At 72.0% G+C, this 16,030-nt stretch carries 19 protein-coding genes; 5 read left to right on the top strand and 14 right to left on the bottom strand.

Going from position 1 to position 16,030, the window contains the following annotated elements; translation table 11 throughout:
- Window positions 1–46: 46 nt before the first annotated feature.
- Genes ACFO6V_RS16775 through ACFO6V_RS16765 form a run of 3 tightly spaced genes read right to left on the bottom strand, consistent with a single transcriptional unit; the run spans window position 47 to window position 2,478 of the window.
- Complete coding sequence (locus ACFO6V_RS16775) at window positions 47–733, bottom strand: SIMPL domain-containing protein (RefSeq protein WP_377137113.1); 687 nt, start codon at window positions 731–733, stop codon at window positions 47–49.
- Between the two features lie 40 nt (window positions 734–773).
- Window positions 774–1,871: a winged helix DNA-binding domain-containing protein gene (locus ACFO6V_RS16770; protein ID WP_377137111.1), complete on the bottom strand. Its 1,098-nt coding sequence runs from the start codon at window positions 1,869–1,871 to the stop codon at window positions 774–776.
- On the bottom strand, window positions 1,855–2,478 hold the full coding sequence (locus ACFO6V_RS16765; RefSeq protein WP_377137109.1) for a DUF4126 domain-containing protein: 624 nt from the start codon (window positions 2,476–2,478) through the stop codon (window positions 1,855–1,857). Before ACFO6V_RS16765 ends, ACFO6V_RS16770 begins: the two co-directional genes overlap by 17 nt.
- Window positions 2,479–2,679: 201 nt before the next feature.
- On the opposite strand from ACFO6V_RS16765, the gene ACFO6V_RS16760 reads away from it, so the two are divergent.
- From ACFO6V_RS16760 to ACFO6V_RS16750, 3 genes are read left to right on the top strand one after another with little or no spacing between them, the layout of a single operon-like run.
- A complete protein-coding gene (locus tag ACFO6V_RS16760; RefSeq protein WP_377137107.1) occupies window positions 2,680–3,135 on the top strand; it encodes an anthrone oxygenase family protein in 456 nt (151 codons plus the stop codon).
- Window positions 3,136–3,176: 41 nt separating this feature from the next.
- Entirely contained in the window at window positions 3,177–4,232 is a 1,056-nt protein-coding gene (locus ACFO6V_RS16755) for a diaminopropionate ammonia-lyase (protein ID WP_377137105.1), read from the top strand.
- A 48-nt stretch (window positions 4,233–4,280) separates the two neighbouring features.
- The gene (locus ACFO6V_RS16750; protein ID WP_377137103.1) at window positions 4,281–5,153 is read left to right on the top strand and encodes a putative RNA methyltransferase; all 873 of its coding nucleotides are present in this window, start codon (window positions 4,281–4,283) and stop codon (window positions 5,151–5,153) included.
- A 47-nt stretch (window positions 5,154–5,200) separates the two neighbouring features.
- Here ACFO6V_RS16750 and ACFO6V_RS16745 read toward each other — a convergent pair whose 3' ends face one another.
- The 11 genes from ACFO6V_RS16745 to ACFO6V_RS16695 all read right to left on the bottom strand — a co-directional run bounded on the left by ACFO6V_RS16745 (window position 5,201) and on the right by ACFO6V_RS16695 (window position 13,264).
- Window positions 5,201–5,722, bottom strand: coding sequence for a hypothetical protein (locus ACFO6V_RS16745; protein WP_377137101.1), 522 nt, complete (start codon window positions 5,720–5,722; stop codon window positions 5,201–5,203).
- A complete protein-coding gene (locus ACFO6V_RS16740) occupies window positions 5,722–6,168 on the bottom strand; it encodes an RNA polymerase sigma factor (protein ID WP_377137099.1) in 447 nt (148 codons plus the stop codon). The genes ACFO6V_RS16745 and ACFO6V_RS16740 overlap by 1 nt, the downstream gene beginning before the upstream one ends.
- Before the next feature lie 243 nt (window positions 6,169–6,411).
- Window positions 6,412–7,002, bottom strand: a complete 591-nt coding sequence (locus tag ACFO6V_RS16735) for an HhH-GPD-type base excision DNA repair protein (protein WP_377137097.1) — start codon at window positions 7,000–7,002, stop codon at window positions 6,412–6,414.
- A 208-nt stretch (window positions 7,003–7,210) separates the two neighbouring features.
- Complete coding sequence (locus tag ACFO6V_RS16730) at window positions 7,211–7,732, bottom strand: alpha/beta hydrolase (RefSeq protein WP_377137095.1); 522 nt, start codon at window positions 7,730–7,732, stop codon at window positions 7,211–7,213.
- A complete protein-coding gene (locus tag ACFO6V_RS16725) occupies window positions 7,732–8,667 on the bottom strand; it encodes a GNAT family N-acetyltransferase (protein WP_377137093.1) in 936 nt (311 codons plus the stop codon). The genes ACFO6V_RS16730 and ACFO6V_RS16725 overlap by 1 nt, the downstream gene beginning before the upstream one ends.
- A gap of 78 nt (window positions 8,668–8,745) precedes the next feature.
- Complete coding sequence (locus ACFO6V_RS16720; protein ID WP_377137091.1) at window positions 8,746–9,234, bottom strand: GNAT family N-acetyltransferase; 489 nt, start codon at window positions 9,232–9,234, stop codon at window positions 8,746–8,748.
- 19 nt (window positions 9,235–9,253) lie between these two features.
- A complete protein-coding gene (locus ACFO6V_RS16715; RefSeq protein WP_377137089.1) occupies window positions 9,254–9,736 on the bottom strand; it encodes a GNAT family N-acetyltransferase in 483 nt (160 codons plus the stop codon).
- Between the two features lie 58 nt (window positions 9,737–9,794).
- On the bottom strand, window positions 9,795–10,190 hold the full coding sequence (locus tag ACFO6V_RS16710; protein WP_377137087.1) for a nitroreductase family deazaflavin-dependent oxidoreductase: 396 nt from the start codon (window positions 10,188–10,190) through the stop codon (window positions 9,795–9,797).
- 79 nt (window positions 10,191–10,269) lie between these two features.
- The gene (locus ACFO6V_RS16705; protein WP_377137085.1) at window positions 10,270–11,109 is read right to left on the bottom strand and encodes an ATP-binding cassette domain-containing protein; all 840 of its coding nucleotides are present in this window, start codon (window positions 11,107–11,109) and stop codon (window positions 10,270–10,272) included.
- A gap of 77 nt (window positions 11,110–11,186) precedes the next feature.
- Entirely contained in the window at window positions 11,187–12,254 is a 1,068-nt protein-coding gene (locus ACFO6V_RS16700) for a putative F420-0 ABC transporter permease subunit (protein ID WP_377137083.1), read from the bottom strand.
- Complete coding sequence (locus tag ACFO6V_RS16695) at window positions 12,251–13,264, bottom strand: putative F420-0 ABC transporter substrate-binding protein (protein WP_377137081.1); 1,014 nt, start codon at window positions 13,262–13,264, stop codon at window positions 12,251–12,253. Before ACFO6V_RS16695 ends, ACFO6V_RS16700 begins: the two co-directional genes overlap by 4 nt.
- 335 nt (window positions 13,265–13,599) lie before the next feature.
- Here ACFO6V_RS16695 and ACFO6V_RS16690 point away from each other — a divergent pair, with 335 nt between their 5' ends.
- Window positions 13,600–14,448: a nitrilase-related carbon-nitrogen hydrolase gene (locus ACFO6V_RS16690; protein WP_377137079.1), complete on the top strand. Its 849-nt coding sequence runs from the start codon at window positions 13,600–13,602 to the stop codon at window positions 14,446–14,448.
- Between the two features lie 146 nt (window positions 14,449–14,594).
- Window positions 14,595–16,025, top strand: coding sequence for a dihydropyrimidinase (gene hydA / locus ACFO6V_RS16685; protein ID WP_377137077.1), 1,431 nt, complete (start codon window positions 14,595–14,597; stop codon window positions 16,023–16,025).
- Window positions 16,026–16,030: the final 5 nt, after the last annotated feature.

Below are 16,030 nucleotides of genomic sequence, written 5' to 3'. Positions count from 1 at the left end.
CCGACCCTCGGTCTGGCAGCAGGTGCATGGTCAGCTCCGTGAGGCCTCAGCCCTCCGCGGGCGCGCCCGCCTCGTAGTCGGCGGACAGCGTGACGTCGACGTCGATGTCCCTGGGCTGGAGCTCGACCTGCGCGCCGTCGCCGTCGGACATCATCCCTGCGCGCATCGCGTACATCGGGGTGTGCCCGCCGCCGCCGTTGCCGCCACCGCGCAGGCCCGCCTCGAAGATCGCGACGGGCGCGACCGGGCCGAGGCCCAGGGCGTCCGCGTACGACTGTGCGCGCACCGCCGTCTCCTCGGCGGCCTCGATCCGGGCCTCAGCCAGGAGTGCCTTGCGGGTCTCGTCGGTCAGGTTCCAGGTGATCCGGTCGACCTCCACGCCGTCGACGTCCATGACGTCGGCGAGCCAGGTCGACAGCACCTCGAAGTCGCGGAACGTGACCGACAGCCGCGCCGAGGCACGGAACCGGCGGATCCGCTGCTTGCCGCCCGTCTGGGAGTTCTTGACCCGGTCGTCGTAGACGTACGAGTGCACCGAGTCCGCGTCCCACCGCTCAGCGGCGCCCGTCGAGACGTGCGCCTTCACCTGCTCCACGAGGATGGTGTGCGTCCTGGCCACCTGCTCCACCACGTCGTTCCGGAGGGTGCCCGAGAACGCGACGTGCAGGTTGACGGTGCCCCGCTCCGCGGGATGGGTACGGGTGGCCTGACCTTCGACGGCGATGCGAGTCATACGCGGAGTCTGCCGACTGCGCCGCCCCCTGCGCCACCCGTCAGCCGATGGTGCCCTTGCCCACCGCTCCACGGACCACGGTCGGCTCGAGCCCGCAGAACTCCCCGTACCGCGCAGCCTCGGCCTCGATCGCGGCCCAGACCCCGGGGGTCGGCTCCTCGGTGAGCTCGACCGTGATCTCCACGCTCTGCGCCCTGAGGACCCGGGACCAGCCGCCGGCGATCATCCCGTCCACGGTTACGAGCCCCATGTAAAGCCAGCGGCTCGGCATGTCTTCCTGGGTCAGCGGGGGCCAGCCCTTGAAGTCGTGGCAGAAGAGCTCGTCGAACACCGACAGCAGGCGGACCGTGCCTTCGGGAGCGGGTTCCGGCAGGTCGCCGTCGGTCCAGAGGGTCATGCCGCCCAGCTCGTGGCGGGTCAGCCCGGCATCGGCCACCGCCGCGCGAGCCGCCGTCTTGGTGAGAGTGGCCCACCATGCGGCGTCCTCGGCACGGCACGGGCCGTGCCCGCGCACGTACGCGCGCACCAGGTGGATGCGCGCCTCGTCCTCGTCCCAGGTCTTCTGCTCGGGGAGCAGCCGGTAGGTGGCCTGCTTGCCTTGCATGGGGCCGCTCGCGACCAGCAGGTCGAGCTCGGCGTGCATCATGATCTGGCCCAGGTGCCAGCTGTCCACGGGCGCGCCCTCCGCCTCGGCGAGCGCCGCACCGATCTCCTTGCGGGTCAGCGGGCCGTCCGCGAGGGCCTCGGCGACCACCGCGTGCCGGCGGGGGAGCAGCGAGTGGTCGAAGTCGCGCGGCCGCTCGGCCGACAGCATCGCCCGGCGCACCCGGGGCGCCGTGACGGTCATCAGGGGCGCGAAGTCGCCGGGGGCGACGTAGTGCCAGGTGGGGCGCAGGATGTGCGTGCGCAGGATCGAACCGTCGGCCAGCGCGGCCTGTACCTCGGCCAGCGTCGCCGGCTTCGCGAGCCGCTGCGCCACGCCCCACGCGGAGGAGTGCAGCTCCTGGGACTGGACGGCGCCCAGCCGGGCGACGACGCCGGGCACGCCGTCTGCGTCGTCGGGCGGTCGCAGCGTGCCCAGGCCCACCGAGGTGAGCCGGGCGCGCTGGATCTCGCGGATGTCAGACGTAGTAGGCATCGTCGCCGCCGTGGCCGGCCGCCCGGGCGCGGCGATGCTTCACCAGGCTTCGGATCAGCATGATCGCCCCGATCACGAACAGGATCATCACGGGGATGATCGCGAGCGGTGCGAGGACGGACAGGAAGCCGAGTCCGATACTCGTGACGTCTTCCGCGGCGCTGACGACCGGTGCCGCGGTACCACCGGAGACGGTGTTGGCCACGACCCGGCCACCGGCCTTCGCGGCATGCGTGCCGAGCGCCAGGACGATGCCCGAGACGATCGGGATCCACTGGCCCGACTGCACGAACGTGCTCGGGTCCGTGACCGTGGCCGTCTCCGACATGGAGCCGGCGCCGAAGGCGATACCACCGGCGGTGGGGCGGATGACCGTCTGCACCACGTCGTTGATGGAGTCCAGCACGGGGATCTTGTCCGCGACGAACTCCAGCACCAGCAGGACGGTCAGGATCACGAGGACCCAGGGGTTCTCCAGCCACGCCCAGCTGCTCGGCAGCGACACGAGGTCCGTGAAGCGCGAGAGCACCCCGAGGAAGATGAGGGGGATCCATGCGTTGAGGCCCGCCGACAGGGCGAGTCCGGTTCCGGTGGCAAGTTCGAGCATGACTCGAAGTGTTCCACGGCACACCGACACTCCGGGGCTCGAAAGTGTCCGGTGTGCCCGATCTGTTATCAGAGTGCAGCACGAGGCGGCGGACCCCGGCCGGGGATCACGGACGTGCGTGCGTAACACCTGGAAGATGCGGACCCCGCGTGGAAGAGTTGCAGCCTTCACCGCACTGGCGCGCTGCCCGGGAGGCACTTGATGGTCTGGACGATCTTTGCCGTGGCGTCGGTGGTGCTGCTGGGACTCTCGGCGGGCGTGTTCTACGGGTTCTCGTCGTTCATCATGAGCGGCCTCGCCCGTGCCTCGGACGAGGCCGCCGGAGCCGGCATGAGCGGCATCAACGAGACGGCACTCCTGCCCGCGTTCATGAGCGTCTTCTTCGGCGCGCTCCTCGTCCCGGCGGGCACCGGCATCTGGGGCCTCGTCGAGGGGCGCGACGGCGGCGGGTGGGTCCTCGCGGGCGCCGCCGTCTACCTGGTGGGCACCTTCGGCGTCACCATGGCCCTGAACGTGCCCCTCAACAACCGGCTCCTCGCCGACCACGACAAGGCTGCCGGCTGGCGCGCCTACTGGCGGCCGTGGACCGCGTGGAACCACGTCCGCACGGTCGCCGGCATCGTGGCGACGGTGCTCGCGGCGGTCGGCCTGCTCTGACCGGTCGGCCTCCGGTGGGGGCGTCGGGGACAATCGAGCACATGCCCGCCATCGACTTTCACCGCACCCTGCCCGGATACCAGCCGACACCACTGCGGGACGTGCCCGCGCTCGCGGCGGAGCTCGGTGTCGGACGGGTGCTGGTGAAGGAGGAGTCGAGCCGGCTCGGGCTGCCGTCGTTCAAGGTGCTCGGTGCCTCCTACGCGACGGCGCGCGCCCTGGCCGAGCGGTTCGGGCTGCCCGCGGCCACGCTGGACACGGTGCGCTCCGCCGTCCGAGGCAGCACCGTCCGGCTGTACGCGGCGACGGACGGCAACCACGGCCGCGCCGTCGCGCACGTGGCGGGCCTGGTCGGGGCCGCCGCGACCATCTACTACCCGCCGGGCATCACGGAGGCCGCCAAGAAGGCCATCGGTGCGGAGGGCGCGCAGGCGGTCGAGGTGGACGGCACGTACGACGACGTCGTTGCTCGCGCGGCCGCCGACGCGGATGCCGACCCGGACGCGGTGCTGGTGCAGGACACCTCCTGGCCCGGGTACACGGAAGTCCCGCAGTGGATAGTCGACGGCTACGCCACGCTGTGCCTCGAGACGGACGACCAGCTCGCCGCTCTCGGCGTCGCCGGCCCCGACCTGGTGATCGTGCCGGTAGGTGTCGGATCGTTCGCGCAGGCTGTGGTGAGCCACTACCGCAGCTCTGGGGCCGACGGCGGAACGCTGCTCGCCGTCGAGCCCGACCGGGCCGCCGGGCTGGTCGCATCGCTGCGCGCGGGCAAGCCGGTCACGGCCCCGCCCGGCGAGACGATCATGACCGGCCTCAACTGCGGCACCGTCTCGGCGCTCGCGTGGCCGGTCCTGCGGGACGGGCTGGACGGCGCCGTCACCGTCTCCGACGACCAGGCAGCCGCCGCCGTCGACGACCTGGCACGCCTCGGCGTCGACTCCGGACCCTGCGGCGCGGCGACCCTCGCGGCGGCCCGCCTGGTGCTCGGCCGGTCCGGCTGGCGCGAGGCCATCGGCCTGCGGTCCGACGCCGTGGTGCTGCTGCTGTCGACGGAGGGCCGGGCGGCGAACCCCGTCCCCGAGGGCCGGGTCTGACCGGGTCCGCCCCGACATCACTGCCAGATCGCAGCCAGGAGTGTGCTCGTGCCCGTTTCCCTTCCCGCCGCCCTCGAACCGATCCTGCCGCTGCTGCGCTGCCCGTCGTGCGGAGCCGAGCTGGCGTCCGCCGACGGTGCGCTGCGCTGCCCGCGGCGCCACAGCTTCGACCTCGCCCGGCACGGGTACGTCGGCCTGCTGACCGGCGCTCGTGCGACGAGCGGGGACGACGGTCCGATGGCGCGGGCCCGGCGCGACTTCCTGGCGGCGGGGCTGTATGCGCCGGTCCGCGACGCGGTCGCGGAGCTCGCCGCTGAGGCGGATCCTTCCGGGCGCCCGGGACGCCAGGCGCAGCCGGCCACGGTGGTCGACGTCGGCTGCGGGACCGGCTACTACCTCGCGGGTGTGCTCGACGCGCTGCCCGACGCCGTCGGCCTGGGCCTGGACACCTCGGCCCACGCGCTGCGCGTGGCGGCCAAGGCGCACGAGCGGGCCGCGGCGGCGACGTGGGACGTCTTCCGGCCGTTCCCGATCGCGTCCGGGCAGGTCGACGTCGTGCTCGACGTGTTCGCGCCGCGCAACCCTGCCGAGTTCCACCGGGTGCTGCGTCCGGGCGGCGTCCTGGTCGTGGTGCGACCCTTCGGCGGGCACCTGGCCGAGCTGCGCAGCCAGGTCACACAGATGGTGACCGTGGACCCGGACAAGGAGCGGCGCCTGCACCAGGCCCTGGACCCGTACTTCGAGCCCGCGCGCACGGTGGAGGTCGAGTACACGACGCCGCTGACCCGGCAGGAGGCGGTCGACCTGGTGCTGATGACGCCGAGCGCGCGCCACGTCACGGAGGCGGAGCTGGCCGACGACGGCGGCCTGCCCGAGCAGGTCACGGTGTCGGTGCTGGCCACGGCCTATCGCAGGCGGTGACGCTGGCCGCGCTCAGCATCGAGGATGCTGACAGACGGTCTTGGCGATCATGGCCCGGTCTCGTCCGCGGTGGTTGAGGGGAACGGCGACGGCAACACGTCGCAGCCGTCGGGAGGCAGGGAGTCGGACGGCTGTCCGGGCCTTTCCGGCCTCGGCGTCGCTCGGGTAGCCGTCGGCGACGACGCGCACTCGCGCGGACCGAGGGACGGTCCGGTGCTCGGGGTGCTCGTCGGCGTGGTGGGGGTCGGCGCGAGCGAGGCCGGGGCGCCCGGCATAACCGCTCCCGGTTCAGGCCACAGCAGGGCCGTGCCGATTCCGGCCCCGCCGAGCAGGGCCACCGTGGCCGCCAGCGCCCACACCGCGGAACGACGGCGGGGGAGTGCCGGCCGCTCTCCGTACCGGAGGATCTCCACCCCGGACGACGAGGCGTCGTCGGGCTCCGGTTCTGCAACGGGACGGGACCGTGTACGCACCAGCGCGTCCGAACGCGTTCGGGTCAGGTCCAGCTCCAGGTCGACCTGGCTCAAGGCACGCCGCGCGCGGGTCAGGGTGTCTTCCGTCTTCCTCATCAGGTCTCCTGACCTTCGGTCACGGTGCGGTAGGCGGCGCGCAGTCGACGTCGTGCCCGGTACACCTTGGTGGCCGCGGACGCCGTCGTGCAGCCGAGCACCTGGGCGATCTCGGCGGTGCTCAGCTCAGCGGCGGCCAGCAGCTCGACGACCTCGCGGTCTGCCGGGCGCAGGAGCGCCAAGGCACGGTGGAGGACGTCGAGCTCGTCCACCAGGCGGGCGTCATCCGGGCCAGGAGCCTTGGGATGCCGGAGCGTCCGCTCGGCGAGCGCCGTCCGACGCCGCTCGGCCCGGACCTGGTTGGCCAGCACCCGCCGGGCGATGGCGAACAGCCAGGCCCGCGGGTCGTCGGGGATCTCGCCCTTGCGCCAGGCGATCGCGAAGACCTCCGCCACGACGTCCTCCGCCTCGGCCGCGCCGAGCCGGGTTCGCGCGTACCTGTGCACGGCGCGCGCGTGGTCGGCGAACAGCGACTCGGTCTGGTCCGGCGAGAGCGGACCTGAGGAGACGTCGCGTGGCTCGGTATGGGTGGACAGGACGTCTCCCGGGGGTGCGGCAGTGGGACGGGTGCGGGCTGCTGTGGGCCTGCGAAACGGTCGGTGTCCGGGAGCGGTCTCGCCATGACACCTGGTCGATGTCGTCCACGTCACATCACTGCGCCGGACGGGCCGTCGCCCGTGCCGGTCCTGTCAGGCGTTCTTCGCGGCGGCCTTCTGCGCCTTCTTGAACGCGCGGACCTCCAGCAGCGCCTCGGCGCTGGTCACGTCCGCGATCGACCGGTGGGAGCCCTCTTCGCCGAACTCGCCCGCCGCCTCGCGCCAGCCCTCAGGCTGGACGTCGCGCTGCTTGCCGAGCAGGGCGAGGAAGATCTTGGCCTTGCGCTCCCCGTAGCCGGGCAGGGCGTTGAGCCGCTTGAGCACCTCGCGACCGGTCGGGGCTCCGCCGTCGGCGCCGGGCGCGGTCCAGATCTTCGCGGCGTCGCCGTCGTACTCCTCGACGATCGTGCGGGCGAGCTCCTGCACCCGACCTGCCATGGACCGGCCGTACCGGTGGATCGCCGGGGGAGTGGTCGCCATGGTGGTGAACTCGTCAGGGTCGGCCTCGGCAATGGCGTGCACGTCGAAGGAGCCCATGCGGTCGCGGATCTTGGCCGGTCCGGCGAACGCGTGCTCCATCGGGAACTGCTGGTCCAACAACATGCCAGTGAGGAGCGCGAAAGGGTCGTCGCTCAGCAGCTGGTCCGTGTCGGTGTCGCCGGTGATCCAGAGCTGGGTAGCCATGTCTCCATCTTGCATCCTGCCCGGCCCCCGAGCGCCCTGACTGACAGATACCCGCTCAAAAGGGCAGCTGCCCCAGCCGACGACGGCGGCCGTTCTGAATCGTTGACCACAGCAGTTGCTGCCAAGGTGGGCCTTTGTCTGGCAGCAACTGCTGTGGTCAACGGACGTGTCGGCGCGTGGCGCGTTACGGGGTCCGTGGTCGCCCAGATCAGGGGATCAACCGGTCCACTATCTCCAAGGTGTCCGAGGTGAAGTGCCCGTCGTCGCGCACCACCAGCGTCCCGCCCAGCCTGTCGAACATGGCCCGACCCTGGTCGGCGTCGCAGCCGAACTCGTCCTCGACCGAGTTGAGGAACACCAGGTCACGGACGTGCGACCGGATCGCCGCCCAGTCGTACGAGTCCTGCAGCACCGGCTCGGGCTGGTCGTTCGGCAGCGTCGAGTACCCGGCAACGAGCACCGCCTGCGCCACCGAGACGTCCAGGTGTTCGAGGAGCGCCAGCAGCAGGGCAGCCCCGCCCGAGTGCCCCACCAGGACGGTGTCCTCGTCGAACGTGTGCGCGGCGAGCACCGTGGGCAGGAACTTGGCGACCGGCTCGACGTTGGTGCCGGGGTGGTGCGGCGTCTCGACGTCGTACCCGCGAGCGCGCAGCCGGCCCGCGAGCCACGGGTACCAGATCCACTCCGGCCGAGCGCCGCTCCCGTGGAAGATGATCGCCCTGCGTCCCATCAGCTCTCCCTCGAAGCCGACGACGCCTCGGGCGCCACACCGAGGTTGACCTGGTCCAGCACCGGCTCGAACCCGATCGCCGCGTACACCCGGTTCGACACCGGGTTGTTCCGGTCGGTGTAGAGGCAGACCCGGTCGCCGGCGTCGAGCACGCGCTGAGCCACCTCGGCGACCATCGCCCGCGCGTACCCGCGTCCACGGTGCTCGGCCGGCGTGTAGACGGGGCCGATCCGGACCACGCCGAACGCCGGCGGCCGCATGCCCGTCAGGTGCACCACCTCGCCGTCGACGTCCCACAGCCAGACGGTGCCCTCCTCGATCCAGCGCTGCGCGCCCTCGATCCGCAGCGGCTCGGCCGCCGGCGGGCGCCCGGCCTGGGCATCGGCCTCCGGGTGGAACTCGGCGAACCACGCGGTGACCAGGTCCAGGTCGGCAGGCGTGGCGGGGCGCGCTCTGCCCGACGGCGCCGGGTCGGGCGCGGTGACGTGCTTCGCCTCCCAGAGTCGGTCGGGGCGGTCCTCGAACACCATTCCGCCGGTGGACCGCAGCACCTCGTCGGTGAAGATCCGAACAGCGGGCAGCGGGCCGTTCGCCGAGATCAGGGGCGGTTCGCCGGACCGCACCGTGTGGTCGAGCGCGGTGCGGGCCAGCAGCTGCGCCGCGTCGTCGGGCAGCGCCGGGACCCAGACCGTGTGCGGCGCGTGCGGCATGGTGCGCATCGACACGGCGACCACTACGTCGTCCGCGTCCCGCACGACCGCCCACCACATCGGGTGCTCCGGACGCGGCCCGCCGGGCGCGAACGTCCGCGCGGCGTGGTGCGTGACCGAGGCGACGACGCTCCAGAGCACCGGCTCGGCGGCCAGGAGGTCGCCTGCCACCGCCAGGACTGCCGCCGGATCATCGAGGAGCTCGACGCTGTGTGCGGTGGTCATGCCGAGATCCTGGCACGCGGCGCCCGTCCGATCGAGCCCTTTCGCAGGCACCCGCGGCCGACGTGCCCCGCGCAGCAGCTAGCGGACCAGGCGCACCTCGAGCACGTCCGTGTCCGGGTCGGTGACGGTGACGCCGTCGGGCAGGAACCCCGCGCGCTGGAAGAACTTGCGCGCACGCGGGTTGGTCGCGTACGTCCAGAGCTGGGCCGACGTACCGGGCGGGAGGATGTTCTCCAGCAGGGCGTGACCGACGTTGGTCCCGTGGAAGTTCGGGTCGACGTACAGCTCGTGCAGCTCGATGGCGCGGACCGGCGGGTGGCCGAGGTGCGGGCCGGACGGGTTCTTCATCGCGAAGCCGACGATCTTGTCGCCGACCTCGGCGACCAGCGCCTTGTTGCCCGCGGCGAGGATGCGCATCCAGCCCTCCGTGCGGGTCCCGAGCGTCTCGGTTTTCCAGTGCTCGGCCGACAGGAGCTCGCCGAAGACCGCGCGCCGGGTGGTCCAGTGCACCGCGGCGATACCGACGGCGTCGTCCGGGATCGAGGCGCGGATGTGGAAGTCAGACATGAGTCGAACCGTAACCCGACTATCTGACCATCCGTACCTCTGCGAGGTCGGCGGTGGTCGTGTCGACGACCCGCGTGCCCTCCATGACGAACCCGTTGCGCTCGTAGAAGCGCCGGGCGCGCGGGTTGTCCTCCGCGACCCACAGCTGCGCGCCGGTCCCGGGCGGCACGACGGCGTCCAGCAGGGCCTGGCCGACGCCGGTTCCGTGGTGGGCCGCCAGGACGTACAGCAGGTACAGCTGCCGGCCGCGCATCGGGAGCACGTCCTCCTGCTCGACGGCGTCGCCGGACATCGCGATGCCGACCACCTCGCCGCCCACCTCGGCGAGGACGGGCGCCGCGCCGTTCGCCAGCCACCGCTCCCAGGTCTTCGTGCGCCGCTCGAGCGTGGCAGTGGCCCAGAACTCGGGCGGGAGGATCTGACCGTAGGTCGTGACCCAGGTCGTGTGGTGCACCCGGGCGACGGCTGCGGCGTCGGACAGCGTGGCTGTGCGCAAGTTCACGACGCGAAACATACTCCCGCGCCGGGGCGGTCGATGACACGCGACCGCCGCAGCGAAGTCAGGCGGGGTGCAGGGTACCGACCAGGCAGTCCTCGATACCGACCGCTGACATGAGCTTCGACGGCACCGAGCCGAGCCACCCGACCGCCTCGTACGCCGGCACGAGCCGGACGTCCTTGACCAGGAACTCCGTACCGCCACGCGTCAGCCGCACGGTTCCGGCGCTCATCGTGTTGCGCGCCCAGTCGGTGCCCGAGCCCCACGGGAGCGGCAGCACCGCGACGATCTCCTGCTCGGGCCGGGCCGCGAACGCGACCAGCGGGGTGCTGTACTCCTTTCCGGACTTCCGTCCGACGTGGTGCAGCACCACCCACGGCGAGACCTGCCCGGCGATGCGGAGCATCCACGGGTTGACGATTTTTCCTGCCTTGACGACGAGATCCGGTGCGGCCATGGCTCCCATCATGGTTCAGGTACGCGGATCCGTCAGCATGGGGGCGCTGCTCGCGAGCCGCCGGAGTCCCGGCTGGACCTCAGCCGCGGTCGAAGCCGCGGTCGAAGGAGAGCACCGGGCGTCCGGTACGTGGATGCGTCAGCACGTCGACCCGTACCCCGTACACCGGCTCCAGAACCGCCGGGACCAGCACATCGGAGACCGGGCCCGACGCGACGACCCGACCCTGGTCCAGCAGGACCAGGTGGTCGCACGTCGAGGCGGCCAGGTTGAGGTCGTGCAGGGCGGCGACGACGGTCACGCCGTCCGCCGCGAGGTCACGCAGCACCCGCATGGCGTGCAGCTGGGCAGCGATGTCGAGGTGGTTGGTCGGCTCGTCGAGCAGGATCAGCCGCGGCTGCTGCGCCAGGGCGCGGGCCATGTGCACGCGCTGGCGCTCGCCGCCCGACAGAGTGCCGACCTCACGGTCGGCGAGCTCGGCGGCCCCCGCCGCGGCGAGGGCCGTGTGCGCGGCGGCGCGGTCGGCGTCCGAGTCGCCCGCGAGCAGGGAGCGGTGCGGTATACGGCCCAGGAGCACCGCGTCCAGCACGGACAGCGGCAGGTCGGTAGAGGCGTCCTGCTCCACGAGGGCGAGCAGCCGGGCGCGTTCGCGGCGCGGCAGCGCGCGCAGGTCGGCGCCGTCGAACGCCGTCGCCGGGTCCGACGCCGGGCCCGACGCCGATTCCAGGGCCGACGACGACGCGCGCGCCCCGCCGTCGGACGGCGAGGCGGCGCGCCCCGCCTGCTGCACCCCGGCGAGAACCCGAAGCAGCGTGGACTTGCCCGAGCCGTTCGGCCCCAGCAGCCCGGTGACGGCGCCGCTGGGGGCGACCACCCCGACGTCGTCCAGCACAACCCGCCCACTGATGTCCCAAGACACCTGTCCAGCCTTCAACCCTCGTTGAGTGCTGGATATCTGCCCTGTCGGAGGCGTCTGGGTGGACAAATATCCAGCACTCAACGGTTTCCCTTCCAGAGCAAGAGGGCGAAGATCGGGGCGCCTATGGCCGCCGTGACTATGCCTACCGGGAGCTCGCGGGGCTCGAAGATCGTGCGGGCGAGGGTGTCGGCCCAGACCAGGAACGATGCCCCGGCCAGCGCGGACAGCGGCAGCAGCAGCCGGTGCCGGGCCCCGGTGAACAGCCGCACCGCATGCGGCAGGATCAGCCCGACGAAGCCGATGGACCCGCTCTGGGACACGAGCGCCCCGGTCAGCAGCGCGACGCCGATCAGCAGGATCCAGCGCGCGCGGTTCACGGGCACCCCGAGCGCGGCGGCGGCGTTGTCCCCGAACGTGAACGCGTCGAGCACTGACCCGGTCAGCGCCAGCAGCGTGCCGAGCACCAGGACGGCGCCGCCCGCGATCGCCACCGACGTCCACGTCGCCGACGCGACGGAGCCCATGAGCCAGGACAGGACCTCGCGGAACGCGTCGCCCTTGGCGGACCAGAAGATCACGAACGACACGGCCGCCGCGCAGAGCTGGCTGATCGCGAGCCCCGCCAGCACGGTGCGGGTCGGCGTGATCGTGCCGAGCGCACCCGCCAGCCCCAGGGCGAGCGCCAGCGCCCCGACGGCGCCGGTGAACGCCGCGACCGGCAGCAGGAGCGGGACGCCGGCGAGCAGCACGAGCACCGCGCCCAGCGACGCGCCCGACGACAGCCCCAGCAGGTACGGGTCCGCGAGCGGGTTGCGCGTGAGCGACTGCATCACCGCGCCGCACAGCGCGAGACCCGCGCCCACGGCGGCGGCGGTGAGGATGCGCGGCATCCGCAGCTGCCACACCATGCCGTCGCGCAGGGCCGAGAGCGGCTCCAGGCCGAGCGCGCCGCCCAGCCCGAGATGGGTCGCGACCGAGCGGCCGACCTCGGACAGGGCGAGGTCGGCCGGGCCGATGGTCACCGCGACGCCGATGCTCAGGACGAGCGCGAGGGTCGCGACCGGCAGGGCCAGGCCGGGTCTCGACGGGCGGGTCCTGAGCCTGTCGAAGGGCGACCGACGGGCGGCCGTGAGCGTCGACGTCACAGGTCGAGGTCCGCCAGCTGGTCCACCACCGAGGCGACGGCATCGACGTTCCGGACGCCGGCCTCGGTCGCCGGGAACGGCACCACCACGTAGCGCCCCTCCTTGACCGCCGTCATCTCACGGGTCGCCGGGTTCGACTCCAGCGTCTCGATCTTCGCGTCCGCGGGGTTCCACGCGGCGTCGACCAGCACCAGGACGTCGGGGTCGGCCTCGACCACGTTCTCCCAGCCGAGCGAGGTCCACGTGTCGTGGACGTCGGCCGAGACGTTGGTCAGCCCGGCCGCCTCCATGATCATCTGCGGCGCGCCGATGCCGGCGCCCACGTACGGGGTGTCGTCGCCCGAGGACCACCACAGCGCCGTCAGTCCGCGGTCGTCCGGCTCTATGGCGCCGAGCGCGGCACGCTGCTCCTCGACGAGCCGGGTCGCGGCGTCCTCGGCGTCGAACAGGGAGCCCACCTCCACGATCTCGTCGAACACCGTGTCGAAGGTGAGCGGGTCCGGCATGTACCCGTCCTCCTTGCAGGCGGCGGGGGAGACGTACGTGGCGACGCCGAGCTGGGCGAGGGTCTCGCGGTCGCCCGCGGTCTCCGCCGTCAGGTTGGACTCCCAGCCCGCGTAGACGAGGTCCGGCTCCAGCGCGAGCGTGGCCTCGGAGCCGGGCGCCTCGGCCGCGAACGGCTCCTCGACGGCGGGCACCGACTCCAGCGAGTCCGGCACCGGACCGTCGAGGAACGCCGAGCCGACTATCCGGTCGCCCAGGCCGAGGGCCAGCAGCATCTCGGTGGTCGACGACTTGATGGTCACCACGCGCTCCGGCGGCGCCTCGACCACCGTCTCGAAGCCGCAGTTGTCGAGGGTGACGGGAAAGCCGCCCGCCTCCGGCGACGCGCCTCCGGCGTCCGGCTCACCGGAGGCAGAGGCCGAGCAGGCGGCGAGGGCGAGCGCGGTTACGGCGGCGATCGCGGGCAGGGCGACAGCACGGGACGGACGGACGCGAAGGGGGTGCACGCGAGGGCTCCAGGGGTCGACGAACATCCCACAGCGGGACAGCCATGGGGTGAGCAGCGACGCGCCATCTCGCGTCCAGGCGGGAAGCGGCTCACACTGAGAGCCACGTCAACGAGCCAAAGAAGGCTCGCGACCCGTCGTCACGATACACCGGCCCGATTCGGCCCCCACGGCCGTTTCGCTGTCGGCGTCGTCCCCGGTCCGGCGCGGACCAAACGCCTGTGCCAGCGGCAGGCACCGCCGGAACAAACGTCACGTCCCGGAAACGGGTAGGGGCTCGCAGCGGAAACAGGCCCCGGCTTTGCTAGGTCACCTGCTGAGGCGAGGGAGTTTGCATGAGCACCGTCCGAGTTGCGTTCACACAGGCACGCTGGACCGGCGACAAGGAGTCCATGATCGCCCTGCACGAGGGGTGGGCCAGGGAAGCCGCGAGCCAGGGCGCGCAGGTGATCGCGTTCCAGGAGCTGTTCTACGGCCCGTACTTCGGCATCACGCAGGACCCGGCCTACTACCGCTACGCCGAGCCCGCGGACGGGCCCACCGTCGAGCGGTTCGCGGCGCTCGCGGCCGAGCTCGGCATCGTCATGGTCCTGCCGATCTACGAGGAGGCCCAGCCGGGCGTCCTGTACAACACGGCGGTGGTGGTCGACGCCGACGGCACCGTGCTCGGCAGCTACCGCAAGCACCACATCCCGAACCTCGACAAGTTCTGGGAGAAGTTCTACTTCCGGCCCGGCAACCTGGGCTTCCCGGTCTTCGACACCGCCGTCGGCAAGATCGGCGTCTACATCTGTTACGACCGGCACTTCCCCGAGGGCTGGCGGGAGCTGGCGCTGAACGGCGCACAGATCGTCTTCAACCCCAACGCGACCAAGCCCGGGCTGTCCAACCGGCTCTGGGAGATCGAGCAGCCGGCGGCCGCGATCGCCAACGGCTACTTCGTCGTGGCGAACAACCGGGTGGGCCTGGAGGACAACGAGTACGGCTCCGATGCCGTGAACTTCTACGGGTCCTCGTACGCCGTCGGGCCGGACGGGAACTACGTGGGCGAGATCGCCTCGGCCACGAGCGACGAGCTCGTCGTGCGCGACCTCGACCTGAACCAGGTCCGCGAGGTCCGCGAGCGCTGGCAGTTCTTCCGCGACCGCCGCCCGGACGCGTACACCGCCATCACCGCGCCGTAGCGGACAGGCAGGCGAAGTAGAGCGTGCGTCCGGACAGGCGCTCTACCCCGCAGCCTGCAGCACGGCGAAGTAGAGCGTGCGTCCGGACAAGCGCTCTACTTCGCGGCAGTGCGAGACCGGCTCGGAAGACCGACATGGAGGGCACGATGACGATACTCATCACCGGCGGGACGGTCGTGAACGCGACGGGCACGGTAGTGGCCGACGTGCTGATCGACGGCGAGAAGGTGGTCGCCGTCGTCCTGCCAGGAAGCACCGCCCTGGGGGCGGACCTGGCCGCGACCGCGGACCGCGTGATCGACGCGACCGGCAAGTACGTGGTGCCCGGCGGCGTCGACGCGCACACCCACATGGAGCTGCCGTTCGGCGGCACGGCCGCGAGCGACACGTTCGAGACCGGCACGACGGCGGCGGCGTGGGGCGGCACCACCACCATCGTCGACTTCGCCGTGCAGAAGCAGGGCGAGCGCGTGCAGGACGGCCTGGAGGCGTGGCACAAGCGCGCGGCCGGCAACTGCGCCATCGACTACGCGTTCCACCAGATCATCGGCGGGGTCGACGACGACTCGCTCGCCGCGATGCGCACCCTCGTCGACGAGGGCATCACGAGCTACAAGATGTTCATGGCCTACCCCGGCGTCTTCTACGCGGACGACGCCCAGATCCTGCGCGCCATGCAGGTGGCGAGGGACGAGGGCCTGCTCACGATGATGCACGCCGAGAACGGGCCGGCGATCGACGTCCTGGCCGCCCAGCTCGTCGCGGCCGGCAAGACGGATCCCTACTACCACGGGCTCGCGCGCCCCTGGCAGCTCGAGGAGGAGGCGACGCACCGGGCCATCATGCTGGCCGACCTCACGGGTGCGCCCCTGTACGTGGTGCACGTCAGCGCCAAGCAGGCGGTCGCCCAGCTCGCGGCCGCCCGGGACGCGGGCAAGAACGTGTTCGGCGAGACCTGCCCGCAGTACCTGTATCTGTCGCTGGAGGAGCAGCTCGGGGCCTCCAGCGAGGAGTGGGGCGCCTTCGAAGGTGCCAAGTGGGTGTGCTCGACGCCGCTGCGCGCGCGGGCCGAGGGACACCAGGACGCGATGTGGCAGGCCCTGCGGACCAACGACCTGCAGGTGGTCTCCACCGACCACTGCCCGTTCTGCATGACGGACCAGAAGGAGCTGGGCCGGGGCGACTTCCGGGCCATCCCGAACGGCATCGGCTCCGTGGAGCACCGCATGGACCTGCTCTACCAGGGCGTGGTCACCGGCCGGCTGAGCCTGGAGCGCTGGGTCGAGCTCTGCTCGGTGACCCCGGCGCGCATGTTCGGCATGTACGGCACCAAGGGCGTCATCCAGCCGGGCGCCGACGCCGACATCGTCGTGTACGACCCGGCGGGGCTCACCACGCTCGGCGTCCGAACGCACCACATGAACATGGACCACTCCGCGTGGGAGGGCGTCGAGATCGACGGGCACGTCGACGCCGTCCTCTCGCGCGGCGAGGTGGTCGTGGACGACGGCGGGTTCCACGGCCGGGCCGGTCACGGCCGGTTCGTGAAGCGCGGCCTGAGCCAGTACCTGGTCTAGGGGGA

Source organism: Promicromonospora alba (genome assembly GCF_042654905.1).
GTDB lineage: Bacteria > Actinomycetota > Actinomycetes > Actinomycetales > Cellulomonadaceae > Promicromonospora > Promicromonospora alba.
Note: the sequence above shows the minus strand (reverse complement) of the source record. Positions and strands in the feature narration are given on the sequence as shown.

What these genes read in the sequence shown, in the direction of transcription:
- ACFO6V_RS16735 (WP_377137097.1), bottom strand. Translation starts at nt 7,002, where the DNA reads ATGGCTACCCAGCTCTGGATCACCGGCGACACCGACACGGACCAGCTG.
- ACFO6V_RS16720 (WP_377137091.1), bottom strand. Translation starts at nt 9,234, where the DNA reads ATGTCTGACTTCCACATCCGCGCCTCGATCCCGGACGACGCCGTCGGT.
- ACFO6V_RS16755 (WP_377137105.1), top strand. Translation starts at nt 3,177, where the DNA reads ATGCCCGCCATCGACTTTCACCGCACCCTGCCCGGATACCAGCCGACA.
- ACFO6V_RS16725 (WP_377137093.1), bottom strand. Translation starts at nt 8,667, where the DNA reads ATGACCACCGCACACAGCGTCGAGCTCCTCGATGATCCGGCGGCAGTC.
- ACFO6V_RS16745 (WP_377137101.1), bottom strand. Translation starts at nt 5,722, where the DNA reads ATGAGGAAGACGGAAGACACCCTGACCCGCGCGCGGCGTGCCTTGAGC.
- ACFO6V_RS16775 (WP_377137113.1), bottom strand. Translation starts at nt 733, where the DNA reads ATGACTCGCATCGCCGTCGAAGGTCAGGCCACCCGTACCCATCCCGCG.
- ACFO6V_RS16710 (WP_377137087.1), bottom strand. Translation starts at nt 10,190, where the DNA reads ATGGCCGCACCGGATCTCGTCGTCAAGGCAGGAAAAATCGTCAACCCG.
- hydA (WP_377137077.1), top strand. Translation starts at nt 14,595, where the DNA reads ATGACGATACTCATCACCGGCGGGACGGTCGTGAACGCGACGGGCACG.
- ACFO6V_RS16730 (WP_377137095.1), bottom strand. Translation starts at nt 7,732, where the DNA reads ATGGGACGCAGGGCGATCATCTTCCACGGGAGCGGCGCTCGGCCGGAG.
- ACFO6V_RS16690 (WP_377137079.1), top strand. Translation starts at nt 13,600, where the DNA reads ATGAGCACCGTCCGAGTTGCGTTCACACAGGCACGCTGGACCGGCGAC.
- ACFO6V_RS16760 (WP_377137107.1), top strand. Translation starts at nt 2,680, where the DNA reads ATGGTCTGGACGATCTTTGCCGTGGCGTCGGTGGTGCTGCTGGGACTC.
- ACFO6V_RS16770 (WP_377137111.1), bottom strand. Translation starts at nt 1,871, where the DNA reads ATGCCTACTACGTCTGACATCCGCGAGATCCAGCGCGCCCGGCTCACC.
- ACFO6V_RS16765 (WP_377137109.1), bottom strand. Translation starts at nt 2,478, where the DNA reads ATGCTCGAACTTGCCACCGGAACCGGACTCGCCCTGTCGGCGGGCCTC.